This is a genomic window from Stutzerimonas stutzeri (genome assembly GCF_002909485.1).
GTDB classification, from domain to species: Bacteria; Pseudomonadota; Gammaproteobacteria; order Pseudomonadales; family Pseudomonadaceae; genus Stutzerimonas; species Stutzerimonas stutzeri_AH.
In genome coordinates this window covers 365,386-381,740 of sequence record NZ_PPXG01000003.1, presented here as the reverse complement: position 1 = coordinate 381,740, position 16,355 = coordinate 365,386, and the positions used below count along the sequence as shown (strand labels likewise).

16 protein-coding genes are annotated in these 16,355 nt (G+C 62.5%); 4 read left to right on the top strand and 12 right to left on the bottom strand.

Translation table 11 applies throughout. The features are described from left to right. Nucleotides 1–3: 3 nt before the first annotated feature. Both ptsP and CXK91_RS09190 read right to left on the bottom strand, forming a co-directional pair. Nucleotides 4–2,277 (bottom strand): phosphoenolpyruvate--protein phosphotransferase, encoded by a 2,274-nt coding sequence (ptsP, locus tag CXK91_RS09195; RefSeq protein ID WP_103455851.1) that lies wholly within the window; start codon nucleotides 2,275–2,277, stop codon nucleotides 4–6. Nucleotides 2,278–2,300: 23 nt separating this feature from the next. Beyond that, nucleotides 2,301–2,780 (bottom strand): RNA pyrophosphohydrolase, encoded by a 480-nt coding sequence (locus CXK91_RS09190; protein WP_103456063.1) that lies wholly within the window; start codon nucleotides 2,778–2,780, stop codon nucleotides 2,301–2,303. Between the two features lie 183 nt (nucleotides 2,781–2,963). On the opposite strand from CXK91_RS09190, the gene CXK91_RS09185 reads away from it, so the two are divergent. Further along, nucleotides 2,964–3,617: an HAD family hydrolase gene (locus CXK91_RS09185; protein WP_103455850.1), complete on the top strand. Its 654-nt coding sequence runs from the start codon at nucleotides 2,964–2,966 to the stop codon at nucleotides 3,615–3,617. A 35-nt stretch (nucleotides 3,618–3,652) separates the two neighbouring features. Here the strand turns inward: CXK91_RS09185 and CXK91_RS09180 are convergent, their stop codons facing one another. Beyond that, the gene (locus tag CXK91_RS09180) at nucleotides 3,653–4,081 is read right to left on the bottom strand and encodes a DUF2269 domain-containing protein (RefSeq protein ID WP_103455849.1); all 429 of its coding nucleotides are present in this window, start codon (nucleotides 4,079–4,081) and stop codon (nucleotides 3,653–3,655) included. A 22-nt stretch (nucleotides 4,082–4,103) separates the two neighbouring features. Further along, nucleotides 4,104–5,618 carry a threonine ammonia-lyase, biosynthetic gene (gene ilvA, locus CXK91_RS09175; protein WP_103455848.1) on the bottom strand — a complete coding sequence of 505 codons (1,515 nt, stop codon included), beginning with the start codon at nucleotides 5,616–5,618 and terminating at the stop codon, nucleotides 4,104–4,106. Between the two features lie 161 nt (nucleotides 5,619–5,779). Here ilvA and rpiA point away from each other — a divergent pair, with 161 nt between their 5' ends. Together rpiA and CXK91_RS09165 are read left to right on the top strand one after the other, a co-directional pair. Beyond that, entirely contained in the window at nucleotides 5,780–6,451 is a 672-nt protein-coding gene (gene rpiA, locus CXK91_RS09170) for a ribose-5-phosphate isomerase RpiA (protein WP_103455847.1), read from the top strand. Nucleotides 6,452–6,537: 86 nt separating this feature from the next. Next, entirely contained in the window at nucleotides 6,538–6,885 is a 348-nt protein-coding gene (locus tag CXK91_RS09165) for a YegP family protein (protein WP_103455846.1), read from the top strand. 38 nt (nucleotides 6,886–6,923) lie between these two features. Here CXK91_RS09165 and CXK91_RS09160 read toward each other — a convergent pair whose 3' ends face one another. The 4 genes from CXK91_RS09160 to CXK91_RS09145 all read right to left on the bottom strand — a co-directional run bounded on the left by CXK91_RS09160 (nucleotide 6,924) and on the right by CXK91_RS09145 (nucleotide 10,990). Next, nucleotides 6,924–7,820, bottom strand: a complete 897-nt coding sequence (locus CXK91_RS09160; RefSeq protein WP_103455845.1) for an SdiA-regulated domain-containing protein — start codon at nucleotides 7,818–7,820, stop codon at nucleotides 6,924–6,926. A 77-nt stretch (nucleotides 7,821–7,897) separates the two neighbouring features. After that, entirely contained in the window at nucleotides 7,898–8,800 is a 903-nt protein-coding gene (locus CXK91_RS09155) for an SdiA-regulated domain-containing protein (protein ID WP_103455844.1), read from the bottom strand. A gap of 101 nt (nucleotides 8,801–8,901) precedes the next feature. Next, nucleotides 8,902–9,567: a fumarylacetoacetate hydrolase family protein gene (locus CXK91_RS09150; protein WP_103455843.1), complete on the bottom strand. Its 666-nt coding sequence runs from the start codon at nucleotides 9,565–9,567 to the stop codon at nucleotides 8,902–8,904. Nucleotides 9,568–9,595: 28 nt separating this feature from the next. Then, nucleotides 9,596–10,990, bottom strand: coding sequence for an FAD-binding oxidoreductase (locus CXK91_RS09145; protein ID WP_103455842.1), 1,395 nt, complete (start codon nucleotides 10,988–10,990; stop codon nucleotides 9,596–9,598). A 199-nt stretch (nucleotides 10,991–11,189) separates the two neighbouring features. On the opposite strand from CXK91_RS09145, the gene serA reads away from it, so the two are divergent. Continuing rightward, nucleotides 11,190–12,419: a phosphoglycerate dehydrogenase gene (serA, locus tag CXK91_RS09140; RefSeq protein ID WP_103456062.1), complete on the top strand. Its 1,230-nt coding sequence runs from the start codon at nucleotides 11,190–11,192 to the stop codon at nucleotides 12,417–12,419. Nucleotides 12,420–12,512: 93 nt separating this feature from the next. Here the strand turns inward: serA and CXK91_RS09135 are convergent, their stop codons facing one another. From CXK91_RS09135 to CXK91_RS09120, 4 genes are all read right to left on the bottom strand, one after another. Beyond that, complete coding sequence (locus CXK91_RS09135) at nucleotides 12,513–12,806, bottom strand: hypothetical protein (protein ID WP_103455841.1); 294 nt, start codon at nucleotides 12,804–12,806, stop codon at nucleotides 12,513–12,515. 150 nt (nucleotides 12,807–12,956) lie between these two features. After that, on the bottom strand, nucleotides 12,957–13,283 hold the full coding sequence (locus tag CXK91_RS09130) for a hypothetical protein (protein ID WP_103455840.1): 327 nt from the start codon (nucleotides 13,281–13,283) through the stop codon (nucleotides 12,957–12,959). A 121-nt stretch (nucleotides 13,284–13,404) separates the two neighbouring features. Then, nucleotides 13,405–14,472 carry an AI-2E family transporter gene (locus tag CXK91_RS09125; protein ID WP_103455839.1) on the bottom strand — a complete coding sequence of 356 codons (1,068 nt, stop codon included), beginning with the start codon at nucleotides 14,470–14,472 and terminating at the stop codon, nucleotides 13,405–13,407. 68 nt (nucleotides 14,473–14,540) lie between these two features. After that, nucleotides 14,541–16,256: an OPT/YSL family transporter gene (locus CXK91_RS09120; RefSeq protein ID WP_103455838.1), complete on the bottom strand. Its 1,716-nt coding sequence runs from the start codon at nucleotides 16,254–16,256 to the stop codon at nucleotides 14,541–14,543. Nucleotides 16,257–16,355 lie beyond the last annotated feature (99 nt).

The window sequence follows — 16,355 nt, the reverse complement described above, 5'->3', positions numbered from 1 at the left end:
ACGTCAGACCGCGGCGGACGGGTTGATCAGCTTGTTCAGGCCGAGGTTGCGCAGGGTCAGCTGAACCGTGCTGTGAATGACCTGCGGACTGTCCAGCAGCATGACTTTCGCCAACAGCTGCTGAGCGGTATCCATGCTGATCTGGCGTAGCAGCCATTTCACCTTGGGCAGGTTGGTGGCGTTCATCGACAGGCTATCGAAGCCCATCGCCAGCAACAGCATGGCCGCCGCCGGATCACCCGCCATTTCGCCGCAGATGCTCACTGGCTTGCCTTCGCTGTGCGCCTCTTTGACCACCCGCTGCAGCGCCTCGAGCACGGCAGGATGCAGGTAGTCGTACAGATCGGCCACGCGCGGATTGTTGCGGTCCACCGCCAGCAGGTATTGGGTCAGGTCGTTGGACCCGACTGAGATGAAATCCACCTGGCGCGCCAGTTCGCGGGTCAGGTATACCGCCGCAGGTACTTCGATCATCACGCCCACCGGCGGCATGTGAACGTCCAGCCCCTCGTCGCGCACCTCGCACCAGGCACGGTGTATCAGGTGCAGAGCCTCTTCCAGCTCGCCGATGCCGGAGATCATCGGCAGCAGGATGCGCAGATTGTTCAGCCCGGCGCTGGCCTTGAGCATGGCGCGGGTCTGCAGCAGAAAAATCTCGGGATGGTCGAGGGTGACACGGATGCCGCGCCAGCCGAGAAACGGATTCTCTTCCTTGATCGGAAAGTACGGCAGGCACTTGTCGCCGCCGATATCGAGGCTGCGCATGGTTACCGGCAGCGGATGGAAGGCTTCCAGCTGCTCGCGGTAGATCGCCATCTGCTCCTTCTCGCTGGGGAAGCGCTCCTTGATCATGAACGGCACTTCGGTGCGATACAGGCCGACGCCCTCGGCGCCGCGCTCCTGCGCACGCACCACATCGGCCAGCAGCCCGGTGTTCACCCACAACGGAATGCGGTGGCCGTCGGTGGTCTCACACGGCAGCTCACGCAGTACGTCGAGCCCCGCAGAGAGCTGCCGTTCCTGCTCGGCCAACACTTCGTACTGCTCGCGCAGCACCTTGCCCGGGTTGGTGATGATCTCACCGCGATAGCCGTCGATGATCAGCTCGATGCCATCGACCTTGGAATACGGCAGGTCGACCGCGCCCATCACCGTCGGTATGCCCATGGCACGGGCGAGAATGGCAACGTGGGAGTTGCTCGAACCGAGCACCGAGACCATGCCCACCAGCTTGCCCTCCGGTACCTCGCCGAGCATGGCTGGCGACAGCTCCTCGCTGACCAGGATGGTCTTGTCGGGGTAGGTCAGGGTTTGTTGGCGGGCTTCCTGCAGATAGGCAAGCAGGCGCCTGCCGATGTCTTTGACGTCCGACGCACGCTCGCGCAGGTAGGCGTCGTCCATCATCTCGAAGCGTCGCACATGCTCGCTGACCACCTGGCGCAGCGCTCCCTGGGCCCATTGCCCTGTACGGATCACCTTGGTCACTTCACCACCCAAGGCGGAGTCGTCGAGCATCATCAGGTACACATCGAACAGTGCGCGCTCTTCCTTGCGCATCTGTGTCGCGAGCTTTTCTGAAAGGTTGCGCATGTCCGCGCGTACGGCTTCCAGTGCCGCTTCGAACAACGTTAGCTCAGCGTCGATATTGTCGATGTTCTTGTCCGGCACAACATCCAGGTCGGCCGGCGGCAGCACCACCACGGCGGTTCCCACGCCTGCGCCCGGGGCGCCGGGGATGCCGATGAAACGGGTTTCCTGAATGCCCTTGCCCTGCCGTCCGAGGCCACGGATCGAGCCAGTCGCCTCGGCATGGGCGATAACGCCGGCGAGCTGTGCGCTCATGGTGACGAGGAAAGCTTCCTCACCCTCGTCGAACTGACGACGTTCCTTCTGCTGGATAACCAGCACGCCCATCACCCGCCGATGGTGGATGATCGGAGCGCCGAGAAAGGAGGCATAACGCTCCTCGCCGGTTTCGGCGAAGTAGCGATAGCGCGGGTGTTCGGAGGCGTGTTCGAGGTTGAGTGGCTCTTCGCGGGTGCCCACCAGGCCGACCAGGCCTTCATTGGGCGCCATGCTGACCTTGCCGATGGCGCGCTTGTTGAGACCTTCGGTGGCCATCAGAACGAAGCGTTGGGTTTCCGGATCGAGCAGATAGACCGAGCAGACCTGGCTACCCATGGCCTCCCTGACTCTCAGCACGATGATGCCCAACGCCGCCTTGAGGTCTTTGGCGGCATTCACTTCCTGGACAATCTTGCGCAGCGTGCCGAGCATGCTCAGAGGCTTTCTCCCCGATCTCAGTCCCGCACCGGAAGGCGCGGAGCGAGTTCTTTAAGTGCGCGACGATAGACCTCGCGCTTGAAGGTGACCACCTGGCCCAGCGGATACCAGTAGCTGACCCAGCGCCAGCCATCGAACTCTGGCTTGCCGGTCAGATCCATTCGCACACGCTCTTCGGCGCTTGTAAGGCGCAGCAGAAACCACTTTTGCTTCTGTCCAATGCACAGCGGTTGGCTGTGAGTACGTACCAGGCGTTGCGGCAGACGATAGCGCAACCAGCCACGGGTGCAGGCGAGGATCTTCACATCCTGCTCTTCCAGGCCAATCTCTTCGTTGAGTTCGCGAAACAGGGCATCTTCCGGTGTTTCACGGGTATTAATCCCGCCTTGCGGAAACTGCCAGGCATCCTGATTGATCCGCCTAGCCCACAGCACCTGACCGACATCGTTGGTCAGGATGATGCCGACATTCGGGCGAAAACCATCGGAATCGATCACGGCATACAACCTCGCAGACGCATGTCGCGGCATTGTTCCACAAAACCGCAATAAGCCGAAAGCGCGGAAAGCCGCCATTCGGCAAGTGCTGGCGAACGGCGGACGACTCCGCTGGAGACTGCCCCCGAGCGGGTCTAGACGTTATGCTTGGCCCTGCCCTGACCATCCCCGAGGAAATCATCCGTGCGCCTGGCTCTATTCGATCTCGACAACACCCTGCTGGCCGGTGACAGCGACCACGCCTGGGGTGAATACCTCTGCCAGCGCGGCCTAGTCGATGCGACCCACTACAAGGCCCGGAACGATGCCTTCTATCAGGATTACCTGGCCGGGAACCTTGACGTGCATGCTTACCAGAACTTCTGCCAGGAACTGCTCGGCCGCAGCGAAATGTCGCAACTGCAGGAGTGGCACGACGAGTTCATGCGCGAGCACATCGAACCCATCGTATTGAGCAAGGGCGAGGCACTGCTGCGACAGCATCTTGAAGCGGGCGACAAGGTGGTCATCATCACAGCCACCAACCGCTTCATCACCGGCCCGATTGCCGCGCGCCTGGGTGTCGACACTCTGCTGGCAACCGAATGCGAGATGCGCGACGGCCGCTACACCGGCCGTTTGACCGACATTCCCTGCTTCCAGGAAGGCAAGGTGCAGCGCATCGAGCGCTGGCTCGCGGAAACCGAGCAGACCCTGGAAGGCAGCTATTTCTACAGCGACTCGCGCAACGACCTGCCGCTGCTGCAACGGGTAACTCATCCGGTGGCAGTGGACCCGGATCCGATCCTGCGCGAGATCGCCACCGAGCGTGGCTGGCAGATCATCTCGCTGCGCTGATACCGGCGCAGCGTAGATGTGAGGGTTGCTAAGCCTCAGACAGGCTTGGCGCCCATCAGGGCAGTGATTGCGATCAGCACGATCAACACCAGCACACCGTAGATACCGGCAGTTCGAGCCGCCATGGCGTTACCCGGCGTCTGCCAGGCAGTTAGACGCCCCGCCAGCAGCGGGACCAGCGGGATTAGCGCGAGGAACAGCAGGGAGCTGCCCAGCAGCCAGAACTGCCCCAGCGGCCAGCCGGCCAGGTGCACCAACCACCAACCGGTCAGCGGCAGGGAAAGGCCAATCACCGCGAGCAGCGGCAGCGACAAGTTGCGGGTACGCTGCAGTTTGCGTTGCAGCACTGCCTGGTCGCCACCGCGACCGGCCTTCCACAGCATGAACAGGTGCACGATCACGCCCAACAGCAACAGCACTGCAGTCACGCCATGGACGATTCTGATCGTCAAATAATGTTCCATTCGCTTTCCTCTTATTGCTCGCCTAACCGAGAAACAACTTGTAGGCCGGGTTATCACTCTCATCCCAGTATCGGTAGCCGATCTTCTCCAGCGCTGCCGGAACCAGATGGCGCTCATCGGCGGGCACCTGCAGGCCCGCCACTACACGGCCGTCAGCCGCACCGTGGTTGCGGTAGTGAAACATGGATATGTTCCAGCGCCCGCCCAACTTGTTGAGAAAGTTGAATAGCGCGCCGGGGCGTTCGGGAAACTCGAAGCGCAGCACCATCTCGTTACTGACCCCAACCGCATGCCCGCCGACCATGTGCCGCGTGTGCAATTTCGCCAATTCGTTGTCGGTCAGATCGAGCACCGGAAAGCCCTTGTCGCGCAGCCCCTGGACCAGCGCCGCGCGCGGATCGTTCTCCGGGTGCGTTTGCACGCCGACGAAGATGTGTGCCTCACGGTCGGTGTGATAGCGGTAGTTGAACTCAGTGATCTGGCGCTTGCCGATGGCTTCGCAGAAGGCCTTGAAGCTGCCTGGCTGCTCGGGAATGGTGACCGCGATGATCGCCTCGCGCTTCTCGCCCAGCTCGGCGCGCTCGGCGACATGGCGCAGGCGATCGAAATTGACGTTGGCGCCGGAATCGATGCCTACCAGCACTTGGCCGCTTACACCGTCGCGCTCGACGTACTTCTTGATCCCGGCCACGGCTAGCGCGCCGGCCGGTTCGGTGATCGAGCGGGTATCGTCGTAGATGTCCTTGATCGCCGCACAGATCTCGTCGGTGCTGACGGTGATCACTTCGTCGACATGATCCTTGCACAGATCAAAGGTGTGCTTGCCGATCTGAGCCACCGCCACGCCGTCGGCGAACAGGCCGACCTGCTCGAGCACCACGCGTTCGCCGGCCGCCATGGCCGCCTGCAGGCAGTTAGAGTCGTCCGGCTCGACGCCGATCACCTTGGTCTGCGGATAGAGATACTTCACATAGGCGGCAATGCCAGCCACCAGACCACCACCACCTACCGGCACGAAAATCGCGTCGATTGGCCCCTGATGCTGACGGAGAATCTCCATCGCCACGGTGCCCTGCCCGGCGATCACGTCGGGGTCATCGTAAGGGTGGATATAGACGTAGCCCTTCTCTTCGACCAGCTTCAGCGAATAGGCCAGCGCCTCGGGAAAGGCATCGCCATGCAGCACCACCTTGCCGCCTCGGGCGCGTACGCCCTGCACTTTGAGCTCCGGCGTGGTGCGCGGCATGACGATGGTCGCCTTGATTCCCAGCTGCTTGGCCGCCAGTGCCACGCCCTGGGCGTGATTACCGGCCGAAGCGGTTACCACGCCGCGCGCCAGCTCGTCGGCCGACAGCTGCGCCAGCTTGTTGTAGGCCCCACGGACCTTGAACGAAAACACCGGCTGCAGATCCTCGCGCTTGAGCAGAATCTGATTGCCGATTCGCTCGGAAAGCTGGCGAGCGGGCTGCAGCGGAGTTTCGATGGCGACGTCGTAGACGCGGGAGGTGAGGATCTTCTTGACGTAATGTTCGAGCATTCTGGCTGTCTTGGCGGGCGTTGCGAGGGAGCGACGAGTCTACCCCTGCGACGCCCCCGGCGACCACCGGCAATCCGCGAGCCATTGCGGGCGGGTACGAACAAGACCCGCCGCGGGCAGAGGGCTATAATCCGCCTCCCGTCTTTCCGCCCGGATACCCCATGACCCAGGATCAGCTCAAGCAGGCCGTCGCCCAGGCCGCCGTCGACCATATCGTCCCCCAGCTCACCGATCGCAGCATCGTTGGCGTGGGCACCGGCTCAACCGCCAACTTCTTCATCGACCTGCTGGCCAAGCACAAAGGCTTCTTCGATGGCGCCGTAGCCAGCTCCGAAGCCACAGCCGAGCGTCTGAAGCAGCATGGAATTCCGGTTTACGACCTGAACTCGGTCCACGATCTGGAGTTCTACGTCGACGGTGCGGACGAAGCCAACAAGCATCTCGAGCTGATCAAGGGCGGTGGCGCAGCCCTGACCCGCGAGAAGATCGTTGCGGCGGTGGCCCAGACCTTCATCTGCATCGCCGATGGCAGCAAGCTGGTCGAGCAACTGGGCGTCTTTCCGCTACCCGTGGAAGTGATTCCGATGGCACGCAGCTATGTGGCGCGTGAATTGGTGAAGCTTGGCGGCGACCCGGTTTACCGCGACGGCGTGGTGACCGACAACGGCAACGTCATCCTCGATGTGCACAACCTGATGATCGGCTTCGCGCCTGAGCTGGAAGAAAAGATCAACAACATCGTCGGCGTAGTCACCAACGGCTTGTTTGCCGCGCGCCCGGCCGACGTGTTGCTGCTTGGCACCGAAAGCGGCGTGCAGACGCTCAAGCGCTAAAAACGCGAAGGCGCCCTGCGCGGCTGGCAGCTACGCTTGGATGAGCCGTGTCGCGTCCGACACGGCTCATCACAGGAGGTGTTGCCATGTCCGGCAAATTCCAGCTGAAGCGAGCCAGCAACGGCCAGTACCATTTCAACCTGGTGGCTAGTAACGGCCAGGTTGTGCTGTCCAGCGAGCAATACAAGGCCCATGCCTCGGCGCTGAACGGCATCGACTCGGTACGCAAGAATGCAGTGCGTGAAGGCGCTTTCGAGGTCAAGGAGTCGAGCAACGGCAAGCATTACTTCGTGCTCAAGGCCACCAATGGCCAGATCGTCGGCCAGAGCCAGATGTACGCCAGCCTGCACAGCGCCGAGCAGGGTTGCGACTCGGTTCGACGTCATGCGCCCGCTGCCGCCCTGCAGGATGAAAGTGCTTCGTCAGCCGCCTGAGCGGCTGTTCAGGCCAGGTGATCGAGCGTGGCGTCCGGTCACCTGTCCTGCTTGCTAAACACGTAGAACAGGTTTGGCTCGCTAACCAGATACAGCGTACCGTCCGGCCCCATCGCAATCCCCTCCGCCTGTGGCACGTTGCGCTCCAGCCCGTGCTTGCCGGCGCTCAATGACAGACTGCTGAGCGGCTGCCCGTTGCTATCCAGCTCCACCACCAGCCGCGACTCGTCGGACAGCGCCAGCAGATGCCCGGTCTGCTCATCGAATTGCAGGCTGGACAAGTCACGCACGAATAGCCGTGCCTGATGCTCATTGATATGCACCGATGGCGTCGGCTCGGTGTAGGGGAAGCCGGAAATCTCGTAGATACGAACCGGGTTGCGCTCCTTGGCAACGAACAGGCGCTTGCCCGCCGGGTCGTACGCCAACCCCTCGAAGCCCTTGTTGCCGTTCAGGTCGATGCCCAGTGAGAGCTGCTGCGCCTGCGCCGCTTCGATCACCGTGGTCTGCTCGTTGACTTCGACACGCAACAGCCGCTGCCGGCGCTCGTCGCTGATTACGTAGACGCCCTTGGAAATGTACTCGATGGCCTCCGGGTCACCGAAGCCGACCAGAGGGATTGCCCGCAACAGATCGCCTTCCAGGCTGAGCTCCAGCCAATGCGGTTTCCCATTGGTGACGGCGATCAGGCTGTTGCGGTCCGGATCGAAGGTCAGCGCCGAGAGATCATCACTGATACCGCTGACGACCTTGCCCTGGATCGTCGCCTGGTAATCGGGTAGCCACAACGAGGCTTCCTGCGCCTGCTCGCCGTTCTGCCACTGATTGAGATGAAACCAGCCGCGCTCGAACAGGCGATAATGAACACCAGCGGCAACCGCCAACAGCAAAGCCACGCCCAGCAGCGCAGCCAGGAAATATTTCAACGCACGCATGAAAGCTCACTTTCTTCTACTGGAGACCGAAATTTTGCTCAGTTCGGCTTACATGAAGCTTAACGGCGGGCCATACGTCAGCGCTTGCGGCTAAATACGTAGAAACGGTTGGGTTCGCCGACCACGTAGATATTGCCCTCACCATCCATCGCAACGCCCTCGGCCTGCTTGATGCCCTGTACCAAACCGTGGAGACCGCCGAAGAGCGCGATGAAGCTGCGTGGCTGACCCTGCAGGTCGAGTTCAACCAGCAACCGCGACTCGTCGGAGAGCAGCAGCGTATGACCGCTCTGCGGGTCGATCGTCACCGAGGACAGATCACGAACTATCAGAGGTTGGTTTGGCAGCGCCTGAAGCGCCCCGACTGCGCCGTCCTCACCTGGGAATGGCAGTTCGAAAAGCCCCTGCGGATCACGCTCCTTGGCCAGTAGCAGACGCTGCGTATGCGGATTCCAGGCCAGGCCTTCGAAGCCCTTGTTGCCCGCTTCGGCGAAGCCGAGGTCGTAGCTGGCCAGGTCATCCAGATCGAGGCTCTCTACGTCCGGCTCCAGGAAGAACACTGCGACCAGTCGACGCCGCTCGTCGACGATCGCCAGCCGGCCATCGCCCAACGCTTCCACCGCTTCCGGATCGGAAAAACCGGTGAGTGCTATACGCCGCAGCACGACGCCGGCCGGGGTGAACTCGATCAGTTGTGGATGCTTGCCGGTGACGGTAAACAGCGTGCCGGTCAGCGGATTCCAGGTGAGCCCGGAGGTCTCATCCTTCTCCAGACCGGCCAACGTCGTTTCAAGGACCAGCTCGTAATCTGGTAGCCAGATACCAGCGGCACGCTGGTCGGCGGTGACCGAGCGTTCTTCCCAATACAGTCGCAACTGATCGTCCCAATGCAGCAGGCGCCCGGTGACGAGCAGCGCTACGAACAAAAGCAATAGAACGGCGGCGACGATCAGGCGCCAACGGGAATAACGGACGGGCATGAAGAAAGCGTTCCAGCGGGAAGGTGCCGGATTACATCACGAGAGCGAATTGCAAAAAAAGCGGCAAACGCGGCGGGTGTGCCCGCCGCGTGGGGGGGGGGTCAGAGCACGCGGCTCTCGAAACGCGACAGACCGACCAGCTCCAGCACCAACTGGTCGCCCTGATTGAGCGGGCCGACGCCGGCCGGGGTGCCGGTCAGCACCACATCGCCCGGTTGCAGGCTGAAGTGGCCGGCGATGTGCTGTAGCAGCGGCAGGATGGCATTGAGCATCTGGCTGCTGTTGCCGTCCTGGCGCACTTCGCCGTTGATCGACAGGCGAATACCGATGTCGCCCAGATCCTCCACCGAATCGCCCGGGACGAACGGCGCCAGCACGCAGGCGCCATCAAAGCTCTTGGCGATCTCCCACGGGTGGCCCTTTTCCTTCAGCTTCGCCTGCACGTCACGCAGGGTCAGGTCGAGCGCCGGGGCGAAGCCGGAGATGGCGTCGCGCACCTCTTCCTCGTTCGGCTTGCGCGACAGCGGCTTGCCGATCAGCACGGCGATTTCCGCCTCGTAATGCACGGCACCGCGATCGCTCGGAATGCTGAACCCGTCGTCCAGCGGCACGCTGCAGCTGCCGGCCTTGATGAACAGCAGCGGCTCGGTCGGCACCGGGTTGTTCAGTTCCTTGGCGTGCTCGGCATAGTTGCGGCCGATGCAGACCACCTTACCCAGCGGATAATGGATCGGCGTGCCATCGGTGTAGTGGTGCTGGTAACTCATCGAAGACTCCTGGTAATCCGTGGGCCGTTCAGGCCGCGAAAATCTTGCCGGGATTCATGATCCCGTTGGGATCGAACACTGCTTTGACTGCCTTCATGTACTCGATTTCCGCTGGCGAGCGGCTGTACTCGAGGTAGTCACGCTTGGTCATGCCGACGCCATGTTCGGCGGAGATCGAGCCGTTGTACTTCTGTACGGTTTCGAACACCCACTTGTTGACGGTGGCGCACTTGCCAAAGAACTCGTCCTTGTCCATCGCATCCGGTTTGAGGATGTTCAGGTGCAGGTTGCCGTCGCCGATGTGGCCGAACCAGACGATCTCGAAGTCCGGGTAATGTTCACCGACGATGGCATCGATTTCCTTGAGGAAGGCCGGCACCTTGGCGACGGTGACGGAGATGTCGTTCTTGTACGGCGTCCAGTGGCTGATGGTCTCGGAGATGTACTCGCGCAGCTTCCACAGATTCTGCAGCTGCTGCTCACTCTGACTCATCACGCCGTCGAGCACCCAACCCTGTTCGACGCAATGCTCGAAGGTAGCCAGCGCCTGGTCGGCGCGCTCGTCGGTGGTGGCCTCGAATTCCAGCAGCGCGTAGAACGGGCAGTCGGTTTCGAACGGGGCCGGCACGTCGCCACGCGCCAGCACCTTGGCCAGTGCCTTGTCGGAGAAGAACTCGAAGGCGGTCAGGTCCAGCTTGTCCTGGAAGGCGTGCAGCACCGGCATGATCGAATCGAAATCCGGCGTACCCAGCACCAGCGCGGTGAGGTTGGTCGGCTGACGCTCCAGGCGCATGGTGGCCTCGACGACGAAGCCCAGCGTGCCTTCGGCGCCGATGAACAGCTGACGCAGGTCGTAGCCGGTGGCGTTCTTGATCAGGTCCTTGTTCAGCTCGAGCACGTCGCCCTTGCCGGTCACCACCTTCATGCCGGCGACCCAGTTGCGGGTCATGCCGTAGCGGATCACCTTGATGCCACCGGCGTTGGTGCCGATATTGCCGCCGATCTGGCTGGAGCCGGCGGAGGCGAAGTCCACCGGGTAGTACAGGCCCTTGTCCTCGGCGAACTGCTGCAGCTGCGCGGTGACCACACCGGGCTGGCAGACGGCGGTGCGGTCCATCTCGTTGAATTGAAGAATCTGGTTCATGTAGTCGAACGACACCACCACTTCGCCGTTGGCCGCTACGGCCGCGGCAGAAAGCCCGGTGCGGCCGCCCGAGGGCACCAACGCGACCTTGCGCTCGTTGGCCCAGCGCACAATGGCCTGCACCTGCTCGATGCTCTTGGGAAAGACGATGGCCGAGGGCGCCGGGGCGAAATGCTTGGTCCAGTCCTTGCCGTAGGCATTCAACGAATCGGCGTCGGTCAGCACTTTGCCGGGCTCGACCAGGGTTTTCAGCTCATCGATCAGGGCGGGGTCGGTCATCACGGGAACTCTCATACGATTCATGGTCACCCTGAGCACGCTTCAGCACAGGGGTGGGGGTGTTTCGCGGGGCTCGTATGCTAGCATACGCCCCCCTTTGAAACGTGCCTCGGCAGACTCCCGACACCGCTAATCACGGGTTGGCCAGCCTTCGCTGGACACTTCAGTCCTATCCTTCGGCCTTAAGGTTTTAATGCAGATGAGCCAGACCTCTCTCGACAAGAGCAAGATCAAGTTTCTTCTTCTCGAAGGCGTGCACCAGAACGCCGTCGACACCCTCAAGGCGGCCGGCTACACCAACATCGAGTACCTCAAGGGCGCGCTGTCCACCGAGGAGCTGAAGGAGAAGATCGCCGACGCCCATTTCATCGGCATCCGCTCGCGCACCCAGCTCACCGAGGAAGTCTTCGAAGCTGCCAAGAAGCTCATCGCCGTCGGCTGTTTCTGCATCGGTACCAATCAGGTCGACCTGAACGCTGCCCGCGAACGCGGCATCGCGGTGTTCAACGCACCCTACTCCAACACCCGTTCGGTGGCCGAGCTGGTGTTGGCCGAAGCCATTCTGCTGCTACGCGGTATTCCGGAAAAGAACGCCTCCTGCCACCGCGGCGGCTGGATCAAGTCGGCGGCCAACTCCTTCGAGATCCGCGGCAAGAAGCTCGGCATCATCGGCTACGGCTCAATCGGCACCCAGCTGTCGGTACTCGCCGAAGCGCTGGGCATGCAGGTCTTCTTCTATGACGTGGTGACCAAGCTGCCGCTGGGCAACGCCACCCAGATCGGCTCGCTGTACGAGCTGCTGGGCATGTGCGACATCGTCTCCCTGCACGTCCCCGAGCTGCCGTCCACCCAGTGGATGATTGGCGAGAAGGAAATCCGCGCCATGAAGAAAGGCGCCATCCTGATCAACGCTGCCCGCGGCACCGTGGTCGAGCTGGATCACCTGGCCGCTGCGATCAAGGACGAGCATCTGATCGGCGCTGCCATCGACGTGTTCCCGGTCGAGCCGAAGTCCAACGACGAGGAATTCGAAAGCCCGCTGCGTGGACTGGATCGCGTGATCCTGACCCCGCACATCGGCGGCTCGACTGCCGAAGCGCAGGCCAACATCGGCCTGGAAGTCGCAGAGAAACTGGTCAAGTACAGCGACAACGGCACCTCGGTGTCCTCGGTCAACTTCCCGGAAGTGGCCCTGCCGTCGCACCCGGGCAAGCACCGCCTGCTGCACATCCACCAGAACATTCCGGGTGTGATGAGCGAGATCAACAAGGTCTTCGCCGACAACGGCATCAACATCTGCGGCCAGTTCCTGCAGACCAACGAGAAGGTCGGCTACGTCGTCATCGACGTGGACAAGGAGTACTCCGATCTGGCGCTGGAAAAGCTGCAGCACGTCAACGGCACCATCCGCAGCCGCGTGCTGTTCTGATGCGTTGACCGGGCAGCACTGACAAAAGGGAGGCTTCGGCCTCCCTTTTTCGTTTGCACGCCTGGGCCGATTGGCTCTCGGCTTAAGCTTGGCCTAGCTGCGCAGCACCCGATTACCCGCGGCATCTACATCCGCCCCCGGTCGTTCATCACGCGGTTCGGGCATAGGCGGCACATCCGTCTCGGTAGGTGCCTGGCGCGGCTGCAGCATCGGCGCCTCGAGCTTCTCCGCATCCTGCGGCTGCTCGCCCGACCCGCCGCGTGGTTCGCTGCTGTCCAGTGGATGTTGGCGAGCCTTTTCTGGATGGGTGGGGCCCGTGCCGTCAGCCATGACAGCCGAGGCGCCAGCCAGCGATACCAGCAGAACGCTCAAGCGCAGCATGCTCATCGTGCACCTCCGATAAGGATTGGTCCGCTTTCGGCACACATGCGCCAGCAAAGGTTTCCCCCGCAGTGCAACAAGCAGCCGAGCGGTTAGAAAAACGCAGAACGGCCCGACAAGCGCTGCCTGCCGGGCCGTTATGCTTCACCGCGTGGATCAATAGGCGCCGCGTTCACCACCTTCGCCACCAGTGCCGGTGGTGCCCTGTTTGCCGGTTGCACCATCGCCACTGGCGTCAACACCGGCGCCACGATCACTACCAGTGGTGGTCGCCGGACGCTCGGTCTCGTCCGGCATCTTGCCGGTATCGGAAGTCGAATCCATTCCGGTGCCGGTGCCGCCCATGGTCCCAGGCTGCTCGGTGCTGTGACCCATCGAGTCGCGATGCCCGGTATCGGTGCCAGTGCCAGTGTTGCCGGCCGCGAATGCCGCGCCGGAAATCAGCCCGGCGAGAGTGAATGCCGCAATCTTGTGCATGCTCATGATCGTCTCCTGCATATTTCAGGGGGTTCATGTAATCCGGCAGCAGGACCCGCCAAGGGTTTCCTCGTCAGACTTTACAAAACATGACAGGGCCGACGAACCCCATTCCAGAGCGGTCTTATCACGAACCGTCGGTCGCATCGAGCCGATCACCGAGCAGATCCTCTACGTAGAGCATACGCACCAGCACCATGCCGGCCGCCGCTAGCGGCGTGGCCAGCAGCAAGCCCAGGGTTCCCGCGAGCAGTCCGAACAGCAACTGCACGGCGATGGTCAACGCTGGCGGGATCGAAACAATGCGTTGCTGCATCAAGGGCGTGAACACGTAGCTCTCCAGCGCCTGGACGAACAGGTAGAGCCCGGCGACGTAGAGCACCGTGCGCCCGCCTTCGAGGGATGCCAGCAGGAGCGCCGGAATCACTGCCAGCACCGGGCCAATATTGGGGATGAACGACAGCAATCCGGCTATCAACCCGAGCACCAGCGCCAGTTCGATACCCAGCAGCCATAGACCGAGGGTTGTCAGCACGCCGATCAGCAGCATTTCCAGCAGTTTGGCCAGCAACCAGGCACGCAACGTTGCGCCGGTTTCGTCGAGCACTTCGGCAGCGCGCAGGCGGTAGCCCAGGGGGATCAGCTTCAACAGCCCGCTCACATATATCTTCGGGTTGATGGCCAGACAGATGCCGATCGCGAACGCGATGACGAAACTACTCAAAGCCCCCACCACCGAGCCCATCACCTTGGTCACCACACTGAAGGCACTCGATCCATCGGGCAGCGAGTCCTCAAGGCGTTCGCGCTGCTGCAGCAATTGATTGGCCCAAGGCAGCTGCTCGGCACGTTCGCGCAGCTGCTCGACAGCCTGTGGCAGAGAATCGGACAGGGCATCGGCCTGCTCGGCAATATTTGGTGCGACCAGCCAGCCACCGCCGCCAAGGGCGAGCAGCATCACCACGAAGAAGACCGGCATGGCCGCCTTGTAGGGCATGGCGGTGTGATCACTGATCCACTGACTTACGCCGTGAATCAACACGCCAAAGAGAATCGATGCGAACAACAGCAACAGAAAATCGAAGGCCAACCAGGCGACGATGCTCAGCAGCACCACCGCGGCAAGCACTGCGGCCTGCACAATGGCCCGATTGGCAACCTTCTTCGCATCGTTCTGCGGTGTTGGCATGGACATGGCTCTCCCCTGATGAGTACAAGGGTTACGACAGGCCGCGCGACGCTTTAATTCAGGCATTGCACCAATCAGCGCAGCAGTTGCCAGAGTGATGCCCCGACCCCGGCCATGCTTTCGCCCGCCACCAGTCCAGCTGCGGCGACGATCACGAAGCGCTCGCCGAGGCTGCGCCAGCGTGACGCGAAAGCCCAGGCGAGCAAGGCGCCAAAAGTCATCATCAGCGAAATCGAGGCCGGAATGATGAACGCCAGGCCGAGCGCCGCGGAGCTCGGCAGCCAACGCGAGCGCCGCTCGGGCAACAGACCCTCGAGCGTACCGAGCAGCACACCACAGAGCGCGCCAACCAACATCGCCCAGCGCACGTCGGCAGCAAGCGCGCCGAGGCCGCCAGTCAGTGCTTCGGCCACTGCCTTCCAGGTCGCAACAGCTGGTGCCGGCCATTCAGGGGTAATCAGCATGCTCTGCGGATCGGGAATCAACAGCTGATAGGCCAGCACGCCCACCAGGCTGCCCAGCAGAATGCCAAAGCACTGCGCCACCGCCTGGCGTCCCGGCGCCGCACCGATGGCGTGACCAACCTTGAAGTCGTTGAGCAGATCGGTGCACTGCCCGGCTGCACCACCGGCGGTGTTGGCGCTCATCAAATTCACTGGCACCTGGCCCGGCGCGAACACGCCGAAGCTCAACTGCGACAGCTGGCCGATGGCACCAATTGGCGGAATCCCGGTGGCGCCGACCACCCGCGCGGCCACCATCGCCAGCAGCAGCGCCAGCGGAATCGACAGCAACGCCAGCCAGGGATCAATGCCGAACAGGCTGATTTGCAGTACCACAACCAGCACCACAGCCAGCACGAAACCCGCCACCGGCCAGCCTTCCGGGCGCTGCAGCCGAGGGCGCCGACGTACCGAGATCGAACGAGATCGCAACAGGCGCAGACCCAGCGAAGTCAGCGTCGCGCAGACCATCAGACTTACGCCCGGCCACAACAACCATTCGATCAGCGCAGCGAACTGCGGCCCCTGAGCGGAAGCCGGCAAGCGAACCAATCCTTCGGCCAGCAGCCAGGGCGCGAGCAGGCCCCAGGCCAGCAACGCGCCGAGCAACAGCGACAGGCCGACCCGCAGCCCGATGATGCCGCCGAAGCCGAGCAGCAGCAGCGAGGGCTCGAAGGTGAAGGTCAGCCGCTCAAGCTGCAAGGACGGCGCCCAGCGCGGCAGCGCCCAGAAGAAGGTGTCGCTCAGCTTGGCGCCAGCAGCCAACGCGGCAGCACCGCCCAACACCCAGAGGCGGCGTCCGGCCTCGGCACCGTGGCTGTAGATCTGCTGCAGCGTGGCCAACGTCGCCATGCCCTCGGGAAAGCGCAGCCCCGATGCGACGATCAGCGATGGCCGCAGGTACCAGGCCACCCAGATGCCGAGAAAGCTCACCGAGAACACCCAGGCCATCAGCGGCAGGCTGTCCAGCTGCTGACCGGTGAGTAGCGTGTAGGCGGGAATCGGCGCCACCAGCCCACCGGAGATGATCGAGGCGCAGGACGAGGCCGTGGTCTGGTTGATGTTGCTTTCGAGCAACGACCAGCGCGGCCGGCCAAAGGTGACGGAAACGCTCTGCCAGAAGGCGAAGCCGATCAGCAGCGCAATGATCGACATATTGAACGACCAGCCGATTTTGAGGCCCGAGTAAACATTCGACGGTGCCAGCAACGCACCCAGCAGCAGCCCGGTCAGGAGCGCGCGCAGGGTCAGCTCACGAGAAGAAACGGCAGAGTTGGACGCAATCATGCTTCTACCTTAGCAGCACCAACCGGTGCAAAAACGCCCGCTCTTCCAGACGGCTCACTCGCCCCTCGACCGTGTTGCGCACGCACTGGCCAGATAATG

Excerpts from the sequence above, each read along its gene's own strand:
- ilvA (WP_103455848.1), bottom strand. The coding sequence starts at position 5,618 with ATGCTCGAACATTACGTCAAGAAGATCCTCACCTCCCGCGTCTACGAC.
- CXK91_RS09120 (WP_103455838.1), bottom strand. The coding sequence starts at position 16,256 with ATGATTGCGTCCAACTCTGCCGTTTCTTCTCGTGAGCTGACCCTGCGC.
- CXK91_RS09125 (WP_103455839.1), bottom strand. The coding sequence starts at position 14,472 with ATGTCCATGCCAACACCGCAGAACGATGCGAAGAAGGTTGCCAATCGG.
- CXK91_RS09145 (WP_103455842.1), bottom strand. The coding sequence starts at position 10,990 with ATGACCGACCCCGCCCTGATCGATGAGCTGAAAACCCTGGTCGAGCCC.
- ptsP (WP_103455851.1), bottom strand. The coding sequence starts at position 2,277 with ATGCTCGGCACGCTGCGCAAGATTGTCCAGGAAGTGAATGCCGCCAAA.
- CXK91_RS09180 (WP_103455849.1), bottom strand. The coding sequence starts at position 4,081 with ATGGAACATTATTTGACGATCAGAATCGTCCATGGCGTGACTGCAGTG.
- CXK91_RS09160 (WP_103455845.1), bottom strand. The coding sequence starts at position 7,820 with ATGCGTGCGTTGAAATATTTCCTGGCTGCGCTGCTGGGCGTGGCTTTG.
- CXK91_RS09155 (WP_103455844.1), bottom strand. The coding sequence starts at position 8,800 with ATGCCCGTCCGTTATTCCCGTTGGCGCCTGATCGTCGCCGCCGTTCTA.
- serA (WP_103456062.1), top strand. The coding sequence starts at position 11,190 with ATGAGCCAGACCTCTCTCGACAAGAGCAAGATCAAGTTTCTTCTTCTC.
- CXK91_RS09135 (WP_103455841.1), bottom strand. The coding sequence starts at position 12,806 with ATGAGCATGCTGCGCTTGAGCGTTCTGCTGGTATCGCTGGCTGGCGCC.
- CXK91_RS09165 (WP_103455846.1), top strand. The coding sequence starts at position 6,538 with ATGTCCGGCAAATTCCAGCTGAAGCGAGCCAGCAACGGCCAGTACCAT.
- CXK91_RS09150 (WP_103455843.1), bottom strand. The coding sequence starts at position 9,567 with ATGAGTTACCAGCACCACTACACCGATGGCACGCCGATCCATTATCCG.
- rpiA (WP_103455847.1), top strand. The coding sequence starts at position 5,780 with ATGACCCAGGATCAGCTCAAGCAGGCCGTCGCCCAGGCCGCCGTCGAC.
- CXK91_RS09130 (WP_103455840.1), bottom strand. The coding sequence starts at position 13,283 with ATGAGCATGCACAAGATTGCGGCATTCACTCTCGCCGGGCTGATTTCC.